Source organism: Mycobacterium sp. SMC-15, from assembly GCF_045310925.1.
GTDB lineage: Bacteria > Actinomycetota > Actinomycetes > Mycobacteriales > Mycobacteriaceae > Mycobacterium.
This window is the reverse complement of the sequence record NZ_JBJIAJ010000020.1, coordinates 1-12,873: the sequence shown is the minus strand read 5'-3', so window position 1 is coordinate 12,873 and position 12,873 is coordinate 1. Positions and strand designations below refer to the sequence as shown.

Here is a 12,873-nt window from a genome sequence, read left to right as displayed (position 1 = left end):
CGTTTTCCCGCCCGACCATCCCACTATGACCAAGATCACACTGGGGCGTTGCGGCGCGGAAACGAGCGGGCCAGCAACCTACGCAACCGTAGGGAGGCGCTACCCCGCGCGAAGGATGAGTGCGTCGCCCTGGCCACCGGCCCCGCAGAGCGCGGCCACCGCGTAGCCCGAACCACGCCGCTTGAGCTCGAGGGCGGCGTGCAGCGTGATGCGTGCCCCGGACATCCCGATCGGGTGGCCCACGGCGATCGCGCCACCGTGCACGTTGACGACGTCGGGGTTCACGCCGAGTTCCCGGGTCGAGGCCAGCGAGACCGCCGCGAACGCCTCGTTGATCTCCAGCACGTCGAGTTGGTCGACCGTGATGCCCTCGCGGGCGATGGCCTTCTTGATCGCGTTGGCCGGCTGGGACTGCAGGGTCGAATCCGGCCCGGCCACGACGCCGTGCGCCCCGATCTCGCAGAGCCAGTCCAGACCCAGCTCCTGCGCCTTGGCCTTGCTCATCACCACCACGGCGGCGGCACCGTCGGAGATCTGCGACGACGAGCCGGCGGTGATGGTGCCGCCGGAACGGAACGCCGGCTTGAGACCGCCCAGCGAGTCCGCGGTGGTGTTGGCCCGGATGCCCTCGTCCTCGGTGAACTCCAGCGGATCCCCCTTACGCTGCGGGATCTTGACCGGCACCACCTCGTCGGCGAAAACGCCGTCCTTCCACGCCGCGGCGGCCTTGCGGTGCGATTCGGCCGCGAACTCGTCCTGCTCTGCGCGGGTGAACTTGTCCTCGTCGTTGCGCTGCTCGGTGAGGGCACCCATCGGCTGGTCGGTGAAGACGTCGTGCAGACCGTCGTAGGCCAGATGGTCGCGCACCGTCACGTCGCCGTACTTGTAGCCCGACCGGCTGTCCAGCAGCAGGTGCGGAGCCTTGCTCATGGACTCCTGCCCGCCGGCCACCACCACGTCGAATTCGCCGGCGCGAATCAGCTGGTCAGCCATGGCGATGGCGTTGATTCCGGACAGACACATCTTGTTGATGGTCAGCGTCGGCACGTCCCAACCGATACCCGCGCCCACCGCCGCCTGCCGAGCCGGCATCTGGCCGGCTCCCGCGGTGAGAACCTGGCCCATGATCACGTACTGCACCAGCGACGCCGGTACCTGCGCCTTCTCCAGCGCCCCCGCGATGGCGACGGCCCCCAGGTCGCTACCGGAGAAATCCTTCAGCGAACCCATCAGCCGGCCGATCGGGGTCCGAGCCCCAGCAACGATCACCGATGTCGTCATGACTACCTCCCGGGCGGGTATGAGGGGCCGATCTTCCGGTCGGCGCAGCACGATGTTTCCGCTCAGGTTACCGTTACGTTATGACCACCGAATCCGTCGCTGACCCCTGTGAGGCACGCCCCGCCCTGGCCTCGGCCTTGGTGACGGCGATCGACCACGTCGGTGTCGCGGTCCCGGACCTGGAAGTGGCCAAGAAGTGGTACCACGACAAGCTCGGGATGATCGTGCTGCACGAAGAGGTCAACGAGGAGCAGGGCATCGTCGAGGCGATGCTTGCGGTGCGCGGCGCCCCGGTCGGCAGCGCCCAGATTCAGCTGATGGCCCCGATCGACGAGTCGTCGACGATCGCGAAATTCCTGGACAAGCGCGGCCCCGGCCTGCAGCAGCTGGCCTACCGGACCAGCGACATCGACGCGCTCTCTGAGCGGCTGCGTGAGCAGGGCGTCCGGCTGCTCTACGAGGTACCGCGACGCGGCACGTCGAACTCGCGGATCAACTTCATCCACCCCAAGGACGCCGGCGGGGTGCTGGTCGAGTTGGTCGAGCCTGCCGCGAACGCGGAAGCGCACTAAGCTTTTAGGACCACTTCCGGGTCGGACCCCGGTTATTGCGGTTGCCCCAACAGGGCGTATGCCAATGTCGTCGATCATCGCCCGCATCAGCTGGCCACACCACCACATGGGCTATGCCGCAACGGATCTCGTGATCACATCCCGGACACCGATAGACCTTCACGGCCCGCGAGCCCGCGACCGGCACGACGATGTATTCGTAGCCGTCGGAGCCGGTCTCCACGCGTTGTTGCAGCGGCAGCGGCCGTAGCGGCTGTTGCCGACGCGACGGACTGCGGCGACGAGCCATAACGATCAGGGTAAAGCGGAACGGCCCAGGTGCTCGACCTTGGTGACGTAGGGCGAGGTCATCGCCCGCACGAGTGCGCCATAAGCGACACCGAAGTCGATCTCGTCGCCAATCGCGACGGGGTGGTCGCCGAGGTCGACTACCAGGTGGTCGCTACTCATCCCGAGGATCGTGATGCCCTCGGGTGGCCGCAGACCGTCCGGGTCCACGTCCTGGCGACCGAGGGCCAGGATTGCCTGGTGCACGGTCCCGCTGCCGGTGCGGACCGGCGCCTCCCCGAAGGCCGCCTGAGCACGATCTCCCCAGGGTTGAGCCGGTTTCGTGGCGACCTCGATGACCTCCGCGGTCAGGGTGAAAACGTCCGGGTGCAGGCCCGGGATTGGTGTCCGGTAGAGCGGATCGACGCCGATAAGGATGGCTTCGCCGAGGCGTAGCTCGTCGATCCGGCCGACGTCGTGGGTGTTCAGAGCCCAGTTCAGATTCGCCGAGTTGCCGCCTGAGACCACGTCGAGCGAAATCCCATGCAGTGCCTCGATGTCGTCCGCGAGCCCGGAGAGGACCCCCATGTTCCGGTCGTCGGGCACGACACCACTCTGACAGGCGAGGTTGGCGCCGAGCCCGGCGAGCCGGAGAGATGAGTAACCGAGGACGGCCCGCACCGCCTCGTGCAAGTCGCCGGGCGCGATACCCTCGCGTAGGTCACCCAACTCGACCATGAGCACGACGGCGTGCATCCGCTTCTGTTGGGACGCAGCCTGATCGAGCGCCGCCAGGACAACAGCCTCCGTGTTCAGACTGGTGTCGGCGACTTCGATCACCTGTGCCACTTGGCTGACCATGGGTGAGCGGATCAACGTGCGTGGCGGTGATCGGTCGAGCCCAGCCAACCGAGCCAGGTTCGGCACCCGGGAATCACCGAGGCCGCCGGCGCCGCCGCGCAGCATCGCCGCGCCGACTCCCGGCGAGCCCAACACGGCTTTGGTGATTCCGGTGACCCTGATACCCGCCCCGGCAAGCCGGTCAACCAGTATCCGCGTGTTCTGCTCGACTTTGTCGAGATCGGTCTCGATTCGTAGCGTCACACGGAGGTAATCGTGTCGGCCACCACCGCGAGCGCGGGGAAGGCCGTCAGCACCATGTCGACCAGATCCGACGAAGGGCGTGTCAGCGGGTCTGTGACCGGAAGGCCGAGTTGCGAATGATGCTCGGAGATCGCGTTGCTCAGCTCGTCGTCGGTCATGTCCTCATGGTTGATCGTGACGCCGATGACGCGAGTGTCGGCGAAAGCCTCGATCAGTGCGATCTCGCTGGCGGCGGTCGGCATCGGCATCATCGGGAAGTCGCCGAGCATCATCCGCTTGGGTGCGTGCTGCACGATCACGCCGGCCGGGCGGCTGCCACGCAGGATGTGAGCCGACGTCAGGTAGGCGGGGTGGCTGAGCGCGCCCTGACCCTCGACCACGATCACGTCAGGATCCTCACCCTCGAACGCGGCGACGACCTGGTGCTCGACCTCGCCCGAGCAGAACTGGGGGACCAGCGCATCCAGCGCGACGCCGTACTTCCCGCCCTGAATCAAGGTGGTCTGACCGGTACCGACCATGACCGCCTTGATGCCGCGCGCATTCAGCGCCTGGACCAGCAAGGTGGCGGTGGTCCGCTTCCCGACCGCCCCGTCGGTTCCAAGAATCGCAATCCTGGGACATGTGACGTCGAAGATCCGGCCGGAGAACAGGTGCAGGTCACGCTTGGTCTTCGGCCGGCGTACGTCGGTGATGGTGACGCCGGCGATCACGGCTGCCGCAGCGAATTCGGCGTCGTCGTTGAGGAACTCGTGCAGCCCGTTGATGATGTGCATCCCGCGGGCGATACCGTCGAGCAGCACGACCCGCTGCTCGTTCGACAGTAGGCCGTCGGCAGGCGCCAGCCCACAGATCAAGTAGTCAGGTATCTGGCCGGCGTGCGAGAGGGACTCGGCGAGCGACGCCAGTACCGGGATGCCGTTCGGGGTGCCGTCGAGAAATTTCCCGGCATCGACTCCGGCCCGGCGGCTATCGATGACGCTGAGGATGTCGTACTTCTCCGAGTGCCGGACCAGGCCGTTGGCGGTCTTACCGTCCTGCTGGCCGAACTGGCCCTCGCAGTAGACGATCGCGGTGGAACCAGCAGGCAATTCGAGGGGAGCTGCCGGATGGACCCACTCGCTCTGTCCGGACACATCAAGAAAGGGGGTACCGCTAGCAAACGAAGGCATGAGGTCTCTCTGAGAAGGCTCAGAGTAGGCGACGGAATCGAGGCGGGGCGGTGGCCCTACGTTCAGCGAGTGGTCTGCCCTGAGGACCGGCAAAATTGCCGGCACGCTGAACACTACCCCATCAGTTCTAAAGCCCCTTGGTGATACAGGCCGGCCAGCAACGTGGACCTCAGGCAAGCGCAGCCAGTGCCCGCGCCGCGTCGTAGCCGCCGAACCCGTCCAGCTGGCCGTCACGCAGCCGATTCACCCATGCCGGGTCGGCGAGCAGCGCGCGCCCGATGGCCACCGCGTCGAACTCCCCGGCGTCGAACTGTTCGACCAGACGGTCGACCGGCGCGGGCGCAATCACCTCGCCACGCTTCTCGCTGCGGAACTGTGTTTCCAACCCGACCGACCCGACCGCGATGACCGGCACCCCGGTCACCTTCTTGGTCCACCCAGCGAGGCTCAACTCGCCGTCATGGTCGGGGAACCCGGGGGCATAGTGCCTGCGCGTCGACGGGTGCAGGGCATCCACGCCGGCCTCGACCAGCGGCGTGAGCAGTTCCTGCAACTGTGTCGGGTCCTCGGCGATCGACGCCGCGTAGTCGGTGCCCTTCCACTGCGAGAAGCGGAAGATGATCGGATAGTCCGGGCCGACCGCAGCGCGCACCGCGGCAACCACCTCGGCCGGGAAACGTGTGCGAGCGGCCAGCGATCCGCCGTAGCCGTCGGTACGTCGATTCGTGCGCTCCCAGAAGAATTCATCGAGCAGGTAGCCGTGGGCACCATGAATCTCCACCGCGTCGAAGCCGAGGTCTCGTGCGGTGGCGGCGCTGGCGGCGTACAGCTGTGCGGTTTCGGCGAGTTCCTCGGTTCGCAGTGCGCGGCCCCGCGGTTCCCCGTGCCCGTCGATACCCGACGGGCCGACGGGTTCCACGCCGTCGTCATCGCGGCGCTCAATCCCCTGGTGCCACAACTGCGCGGCGATCGTTGCACCCTCGGCGTGGACACCTTCGACGACACGGCGCCATCCGGCGAGCACCTCGTCGCCGGCGAGCGTCGGCACGCTGACCGGGAATCCCGCAGCCGGGTCGGGCAACCGGATGCCCTCGGTGATGATCAGCCCCACACCGCCCGCAGCACGCCGTCGGTAGTACTCGGCCACATCGCTGCCCGGAATACCGCCCGGCGAAGCCTGACGGGTCATCGGCGCCATAGCGAACCGATTGGGAACGGTCAGCGAGCGGATCGTCAGCGGCTGGAAAAGATCATCGAGTGCCATGCGGTCCTCCAACGCACGACGGTCCGCTGCTATTCCGGCAAGCGATCAGAACAGCCGGAATTCGTCGCTGTCCATGCCGCGCATCGCGTCATAATCCAGTGTCAGGCAACGAATACCGCGGTCGGTAGCCAGCGTGCGGGCCTGCGGCTTGATCTGCTGAGCGGCGAACACACCACTGACCGGCGCGAGCAGGCTGTCGCGGTTGAGCAGCTCCAGGTATCGGGTGAGCTGTTCCACACCATCTATCTCGCCGCGCCGCTTGATCTCCACCGCGACCGCGCGCCCGTTTCCGTCGCGACACAACAGGTCAACCGGACCGATCGCGGTCATGTATTCGCGGCGCACCAGGGAGTAGCCCTCGCCGAGCAGCTCGACATGCTCGGCGAGCAGCGCCTGCAGTTGCGCCTCGACGCCGTCTTTCACCAGCCCGGGATCGACACCCAGCTCGTGGCTGGAGTCGTGCTCGATCTCCTCGATGGTGATCCGCAGCTGGTCGCCGGTTTTGTTGTTCGCCACCACCCACACCGGCAACTCACCGCCGGCCTCCTCGGTGAAGCGGCACGGCGGACTCATCCAGTTCAGCGGCTTATAGGCACGGTCGTCGGCGTGCACGCTGACCGAACCGTCGGCCTTCAACAACAGCAGTCGCCGGGCAGAGGGTAGGTGCGCGGTGAGCCGGCCGACATAGTCGACGGTGCACTGGGCGATTACGAGTCGCATCCGATCCACCTTAAAGGCCCGCGCCGAGCAATTATTCTTACGCCACGATGAAGCCGACAAAGACGACCGCGCAACGCCTGGGCCGCGCGCTGGAGATGCTCACGCGTCAGAGCGGTCGGCTGCCCGAGACACCCGAATACGGCTCCTGGCTGTTAGGCCAGGTGTCTGAAAGTCAGTACCTGCGCCGGATACGTATTCAGTTCATCTTGACCATCGTCATGGTGGGGACGAACCTGCTCGGTGTCGCCGTGGATGTCCTGCTGGTGACGGTGGCCTTTCCGGTGCCCAATGTGTTCACCGACGCCCCTAAGTGGCTGACCTTCGGGCTGGTGCCGGCCTACGTGGTGATCGCGGTGGTCGCCGGCACCTATGGAATCACCCGGCGCACCATCAAGAAATTACGTTGGGCCATCAAGGAACAGCCGCCGACGCGCGACGACGAACGCAACGCCTTCCTCACCCCGTGGCGAGTTGCGCAGGTGGTGCTGGCCCTGTGGGGCGTCGCGACGGTGTTGTTCACCGCGCTCTACGGCATACACGACAAGATCTTCATCCCGATCATCGGCTTCACGATGAGCGTGTGCGGCATTCTGGTGGCCACCGCCTGCTACCTGTTCACCGAGTTCGCGTTGCGGCCGGTGGCCGCACAGGCGCTGGCCGCCGGCCCGCCGCCGCGGCGAATCCTGTCGGGCATCATGGGCCGGACCATGATGGTCTGGCTGCTCACCTCGGGCGTCCCCATTCTGGGGATCGGCCTGACGGCCTTGTTCGCGGTGCTGCTGAAGAACCTGACGTTGACGCAGTTCGGCATCGCCGTGTTGATCGCCTCGGTGACGACGCTGGTTTTCGGGTTCCTGCTGATGCTGATCCTGTCCTGGCTCACCGCCACGCCGGTCCGCGTGGTCCGCGCGGCTCTGCGGCGCGTCGAACAGGGCAATCTGCAAGGCGACCTGGTGGTGTTCGACGGAACCGAACTCGGTGAGCTGCAGAGCGGATTCAACGCGATGGTGCACGGGCTGCGCGAGCGGGAACGCGTACGCGACCTGTTCGGCCGCCACGTCGGGCGTGAGGTGGCCGCCGCCGCGGAGCGCGATCAGATACAACTCGGCGGCGAAGAGCGCCATGTCGCAGTCATTTTCGTCGATATCGTCGGCTCGACGCAGATCGTGACCGCCAAGCCGGCTACCGAGGTCGTCACCCTGCTGAACCGGTTCTTCGCCGTCGTCGTCGACGAAGTCGACCGCCATCAGGGACTGATCAACAAGTTCGAGGGCGACGCCACCCTGGCGATCTTCGGCGCCCCGAACCACCTCGACCAGCCCGAGGACAACGCGTTGGCCGCGGCCCGGGGCATCCTGTACCGCCTGGCCGCCGAGGTGCCGGAGATCCGGGCGGGCATCGGTGTGGCGGCCGGTCAGGTCGTGGCCGGAAACGTCGGCGCCAAAGAACGTTTCGAGTACACCGTGATCGGAGAACCGGTCAACGAGGCCGCCCGGCTGTGCGAATTGGCAAAGACCCAACCACTGCCAGTGCTGACGACGGCCAAAACCATGTACGCGGCCAACATCAGCGAGCAGGCCCATTGGGTGGTGGGCGATTCGATCGTGTTGCGCGGCTACGAGGCGCCCACGGTGCTGGCCAGCCCGCTGTAACGCAAGCTACTCCCCCGCCCACGTCTCGGTGGCCGCCAGCGCATCCTCGACCGTGGCGAACACCGACCCGGCGTACGCCTCTGGGTCGGGCGTCACCGATCCGTTGGGATCGACGAGCAGACCCTGCTTGTCCAGTGCCCGCAACTCCTCGGAAAGCCCCGCAAGCAGGCCACGCGCCGGCTCGCTGATCGTGTGCAGCCGCGAGACGTCGAGGATCGCGGTGTCGAATTCGACACATTCACGGGTTGCCGTGCGGGCCACCTGTTCTGCCCCGGCGAACAGCAGGTCGCCGTGCACCTCGTAGACCCGAACGCCCGGCCGTGGGGTGTACACCCCACGAATCGCCGCATGAGCCTCACTGCTCACCGTCAGGAAGTGCAGGCCGAGCTGATGGGAAAGGCTGCGGCACACCAGCATCCCACGCACGCTGTTGCCCTTGGCGTCGATCCGCGGCGAATAGACGCCGATTCCGAGCTGTCCGGGCAGCACCGCCACGATGCCACCGGCCACACCGCTCTTGGCCGGCATCCCGACCGCACTGACCCACGCGCCGGCGGCATCGTACATACCGCAGGTCACCATCACCGACAGCGTGCGCCGCACCACCGCGGCATCGGTCACCTGCCGCCCGGTCAGTGGATTGAGGCCGCCGCGCGCCAGCGTCGCCGCCATCCGCGCCAGATCGGTGCTGGTGACCTTCAGCGAACACTGGCGGATATAGAGATCCAGGGCATCGTCGGGGTCGGCGCCCAAGGCACCGAAACTATCCAGCAGATAAGCGATCCCGCGGTTACGGCTGCCGCTCGCCCGCTCGGACTGGTACACGGCCTCGTCGAAGTCCAGGCTTCGTCCGGCGCAGGCGCTGAAAAACTCCCGAACAAGACCGAACCGGTCCTCGACGGTTCTCCCGGGAATCAAGGAGCACGCCACGATGGCACCGGCATTGATCATCGGGTTCTTCGGGACATTGGTGACCTGATCGACGCTGATCTTGTTGAAGCCCTCACCGGAGGGTTCCACGCCGATCCGCGCGTCGACGTCCGCTTGGCCCAGCTGATCGAGGGCGAGCGCGTAGGTGAACGGCTTGGAGATGGACTGCATGGTGAATTGCACGTCGGCGTCGCCGGATTCGTAGACGTAGCCGTCGGACGAGGACAATGCCAGGCCAAACCCCGTGGGATCGACTTCGGCCAATTCCGGAATGTAGCTCGCCAGTGCCCCCTGATTCGCCCCGGCATGCTCGGCAAGAATCCCGTCCAAATACCGCTGTACCAGTGCCGCCACGCACCGATGCTAGCCCGCAGCCCCGTCAACGGCCCGGCACTGTCGTGTCGCTTTCCCGCTAGTGTCGTCGGCCGCCGCGTGTCATCGTGGAAATGTGCATGACGACTTCGACCGCTGCTATCGCGCCGTGAAGTCCAAGGACGCCCGATTCGACGGCTGGTTCATCACCGCGGTGCTCACGACGGGGATCTATTGCCGGCCCAGTTGCCCGGCACGCACGCCGCTGCCGCCGAATGTGGAGTTCTACCCCACCGCCGCCGCAGCACAGCGAGCCGGTTTCCGCGCCTGTAAGCGTTGCCGCCCAGACGCCGCGGCGGGTTCGCCGGAATGGAACATCCGCGGCGACATCGTGGGGCGGGCCATGCGCCTGATCGCCGACGGCACGGTCGATCGCGAGGGAGTGAGCGGGCTTGCCGGACACCTCGGCTACTCGGCCCGCCAGCTGCAGCGATTGCTCCAGGCCGAGGTCGGCGCCGGCCCGCTGGCACTGGCCCGCGCACAGCGCACACAGACCGCCCGCGTCCTGATCGAGACCACCGACCTGCCTCTGAGTGACGTCGCATTCGCCGCCGGATTCGCCAGTATCCGGCAGTTCAACGACACGATCCGTGCCGTGTGCGCCACGACGCCGACGGTGTTGCGCAGCAATGCCGCCTCGCGGTCACGAGCCACCTCCGACCGCGAGGCCCCCGGTCCGGGCGCCCTGTCGCTCCGCCTGCCGGTGCGCACTCCGTTCGCATTCGAGGGCGTATTCGGGCACCTGGCGGCTTGCGCGGTACCCGGTTGCGAGGAGGTGCGCGACGGCGCCTACCGGCGCACCCTGCGGCTGCCGCACGGCAACGGCATCGTCAGCCTGCGCCCGGCCCCCGACCACGTCAGCTGCCGACTCGTGCTCGACGACTTCCGCGATCTCACCGCCGCGATCACCCGCTGTCGACGGCTGCTGGACCTCGATGCTGATCCCGAAGCCGTCGTCGAGGCCCTCACGGCCGATCCCGATCTGGCGCCGCTGGTGACCAAGGCGCCCGGGCAACGCATTCCGCGGACCGTCGACGAAGCCGAGCTCGCGGTGCGGGTGGTGCTCAGCCAGCAGGTGTCGACCAAAGCGGCACGCACTCACGCACACCGACTGGTGCGTGCCCACGGACAACAACTCGACGATCCAGACGGCGGGCTCACGCATGTCTTTCCCTCGGTGGAACGCCTCGCCGACATCGATCCCGATCAGCTCGCCCTTCCCCTAGCCCGCCGGCAAACGCTGCTCACCCTGGTCGCAGGATTGGCCGACGGCACCCTCGGTCTGAGTGCGGGCTGCGACTGGGAACAGGCGCGCCACGACCTGATGGCGCTGCCGGGAATCGGAGCCTGGACCGCCGAGGTCATCGCCATGCGCGGGTTGGGCGACCCCGACGCGTTTCCCGTCACCGACCTCGGAGTACAGGTGGCCGCCCGCCGGTACGGCTTGCCTGACACCCCGCAAGCCCTGATCCAGCGCAGTGCGCGCTGGCGACCGTGGCGCTCCTATGCCACCCAGCATCTCTGGGCCAGCCTCGATCACGCCGTGAACGACTGGCCCCCCGCCTCGAAGGAGATCGCATGACCACTCAGCGCATCATCGACAGCCCCATCGGTCCGCTGACCCTGGCAGGCAACGACGGCAAGCTCAGTCATCTCTTGATGCTGGATCATTCGCACGCCCCCAGCCGCACGGGCTGGGCGCGTGACGACACCGCGTTTCCGGATGCGGCGGAGCAGCTCGCGGCCTACTTCGCCGGCGACCTCACCGAATTCGACCTGACCTATGAGATGGCCGGCACCGACTTTCAACGCCGGGTGTGGACGGCCCTACTGACGATCCCGTACGGCCAGACCCGCTCCTACGGACAGCTGGCGAGCCAGATCGGGTCCCCGACCGCCTCGCGCGCTGTCGGCCTCGCCAACGGCCGCAACCCGATCTCGATCATCGTCCCGTGCCACCGGGTGATTGGAAGCAACGGCAGCCTCACCGGGTACGGCGGCGGCATCGACCGCAAGCGAGCGCTGCTGGGCCTCGAACAGCAGCACAGCCACGCCACCCTGTTCGACTGATCGTGAAACGAGCCGGGGCCGGAACCCCACACGGGTGGTTCCGGCCCCGAATCTCGGGTATCAGCTGCCTAGCCGATGATGTCGATCGGGTCGGGCATCGGGAACACATCTTGGTTCGTGAATGCCGCCAAGAAGTTGGACAGCCCGGTCAGTGCCTCCTCCAGCGATGGATGCGGCGAGTCGAGGTAGCCCGCGAGGTATCCCTCGTTGACGATTCCGGCCAACGACGGGTGATCCTGAAGGGAGTAGAGCGTGTAGGTGTCCAGGTCGAACCAACTGGAGATGGAGTTGCTGATCCCGTCAAGCGTTGCCTTGCCCAGCGCGGAAAGCAGATCACCTAAGTCGATGTTGGGCGGGAAGAGGCCACCACCAGTAGGCCACTCGTCGACGTCTCCCGGCGGCCAGCCGTGGTCGATACTGCCGTAGCCGAGGTTCACCAGGATCCGGGTGACAGGCTCCAGCAGTTCGTAGAGCGGCATTCCGATGATCGGGAGTAACTGCAGCGGTGCCAGCAGCGGCAGGATCTCGGACGGGATCATGTGGAACGTGGTCAGTGAGTCAGGGTCGGCGACCGGCAGTTCGATGGCGTTCGCAATCTGCTCCGGGGTCGCGCTCAAATACACCGAGTGCCCGTAGATGAAACCGAGCGCCGAGTTGAGCTGCGACAGTGGATTGTCGTAAATCGGCTTGACCCCGACCGGGTCGTATTCGTAGTTGTAGGCGTCGGTGTAGTAGCCGTCGAGATCGACCCGGGCGGCGCCCATGGAACCAATCGTCACGAACCGAACGAGGTCATTGGACACGTCGTTCTCTTCCAACCAATTCACCAGATTGGCCGCAATCCCCCCACTCTGGGAGTAGCCGAACACCACGATCGGGTTGTTGGCATCCACCGTGCCGGCGTTAAGCCGCTCAGCGATCGCGTTCTCCAGCGCCCGCAGACCGACCGCACTCGACGTCTCACTGACGTTCTCCGGGCCCCACTGCGATACCAGGTTGCCGGTGAATCCATGCGGCGCCAAGAAGAGTTCGTTCACGGCATCCAGATAGGACTGCGGTGGCTGCGGAATACCCGTACCACCCATGATGAGCGCATCTCCGCCGCCGAGCGACGTGCCGTTGCCGGTCAGGACAAACGCCGGCGGCTGGGCATACGCCACGGGTGAGACAACAGGGGCACCCGCGAAGACACTGGCAGCAGCAACAGTGGCAACAAGCGGTAAGCAAGCGTTAACTCGCACGCGGTTCCTCCCTATAAAGATCCTTAATTGAACCTTAACGGTAACCCTCAGGAGTGACCCACGCAATAGATTCCTCGGCAAATCTTGACACGTGTCAGCGCCGGCAGATGATCTCGATGCGCAGCCGACGACGTCGGCCAACCTGGTGCACAAATGCCTGTGCCCCCCAATTTCTTGGGGGGCACAGGTCTTAATGTTGTGTTCGGCGGTGTCCTACTTTTCCACCCG

12 protein-coding genes are annotated in these 12,873 nt (G+C 66.2%); 4 read left to right on the top strand and 8 right to left on the bottom strand.

Translation table 11 applies throughout. The annotated features are described in order from the left end of the window. Nucleotides 1-99: 99 nt before the first annotated feature. Nucleotides 100-1,281: an acetyl-CoA C-acetyltransferase gene (locus ACJH71_RS21790; protein ID WP_406760064.1), complete on the bottom strand. Its 1,182-nt coding sequence runs from the start codon at nt 1,279-1,281 to the stop codon at nt 100-102. An 80-nt stretch (nt 1,282-1,361) separates the two neighbouring features. On the opposite strand from ACJH71_RS21790, the gene mce reads away from it, so the two are divergent. Beyond that, a complete protein-coding gene (gene mce, locus ACJH71_RS21785) occupies nt 1,362-1,853 on the top strand; it encodes a methylmalonyl-CoA epimerase (RefSeq protein WP_406760063.1) in 492 nt (163 codons plus the stop codon). Nucleotides 1,854-1,857: 4 nt separating this feature from the next. Here the strand turns inward: mce and ACJH71_RS21780 are convergent, their stop codons facing one another. The 5 genes from ACJH71_RS21780 to nucS all read right to left on the bottom strand — a co-directional run bounded on the left by ACJH71_RS21780 (nt 1,858) and on the right by nucS (nt 6,380). Further along, entirely contained in the window at nt 1,858-2,142 is a 285-nt protein-coding gene (locus ACJH71_RS21780) for a hypothetical protein (RefSeq protein ID WP_406760062.1), read from the bottom strand. A 5-nt stretch (nt 2,143-2,147) separates the two neighbouring features. Then, entirely contained in the window at nt 2,148-3,224 is a 1,077-nt protein-coding gene (locus tag ACJH71_RS21775; RefSeq protein WP_406760061.1) for an alanine/ornithine racemase family PLP-dependent enzyme, read from the bottom strand. Next, nucleotides 3,221-4,360, bottom strand: coding sequence for a DUF1611 domain-containing protein (locus ACJH71_RS21770; RefSeq protein ID WP_406760060.1), 1,140 nt, complete (start codon nt 4,358-4,360; stop codon nt 3,221-3,223). The genes ACJH71_RS21775 and ACJH71_RS21770 overlap by 4 nt, the downstream gene beginning before the upstream one ends. Nucleotides 4,361-4,565: 205 nt before the next feature. Beyond that, the gene (locus ACJH71_RS21765; protein WP_406760059.1) at nt 4,566-5,660 is read right to left on the bottom strand and encodes an NADH:flavin oxidoreductase; all 1,095 of its coding nucleotides are present in this window, start codon (nt 5,658-5,660) and stop codon (nt 4,566-4,568) included. A 45-nt stretch (nt 5,661-5,705) separates the two neighbouring features. Next, entirely contained in the window at nt 5,706-6,380 is a 675-nt protein-coding gene (gene nucS, locus ACJH71_RS21760; protein ID WP_406760058.1) for an endonuclease NucS, read from the bottom strand. Between the two features lie 47 nt (nt 6,381-6,427). Between nucS and ACJH71_RS21755 the strand changes: the two genes are divergently transcribed. After that, nucleotides 6,428-8,032 (top strand): adenylate/guanylate cyclase domain-containing protein, encoded by a 1,605-nt coding sequence (locus tag ACJH71_RS21755; RefSeq protein ID WP_406760057.1) that lies wholly within the window; start codon nt 6,428-6,430, stop codon nt 8,030-8,032. Between the two features lie 6 nt (nt 8,033-8,038). On the opposite strand, the gene glsA is transcribed toward ACJH71_RS21755, so the two are convergent. Beyond that, nucleotides 8,039-9,316: a glutaminase A gene (gene glsA / locus ACJH71_RS21750; RefSeq protein WP_406760056.1), complete on the bottom strand. Its 1,278-nt coding sequence runs from the start codon at nt 9,314-9,316 to the stop codon at nt 8,039-8,041. A gap of 94 nt (nt 9,317-9,410) precedes the next feature. Between glsA and ACJH71_RS21745 the strand changes: the two genes are divergently transcribed. Together ACJH71_RS21745 and ACJH71_RS21740 are read left to right on the top strand one after the other, a co-directional pair. Next, nucleotides 9,411-10,916, top strand: coding sequence for an AlkA N-terminal domain-containing protein (locus tag ACJH71_RS21745; RefSeq protein ID WP_406760055.1), 1,506 nt, complete (start codon nt 9,411-9,413; stop codon nt 10,914-10,916). Further along, the gene (locus ACJH71_RS21740) at nt 10,913-11,404 is read left to right on the top strand and encodes a methylated-DNA--[protein]-cysteine S-methyltransferase (RefSeq protein ID WP_406760054.1); all 492 of its coding nucleotides are present in this window, start codon (nt 10,913-10,915) and stop codon (nt 11,402-11,404) included. The genes ACJH71_RS21745 and ACJH71_RS21740 overlap by 4 nt, the downstream gene beginning before the upstream one ends. 68 nt (nt 11,405-11,472) lie before the next feature. On the opposite strand, the gene ACJH71_RS21735 is transcribed toward ACJH71_RS21740, so the two are convergent. Next, the gene (locus ACJH71_RS21735; RefSeq protein ID WP_406760053.1) at nt 11,473-12,564 is read right to left on the bottom strand and encodes a PE-PPE domain-containing protein; all 1,092 of its coding nucleotides are present in this window, start codon (nt 12,562-12,564) and stop codon (nt 11,473-11,475) included. Between the last annotated feature and the right edge of the window lie 309 nt (nt 12,565-12,873).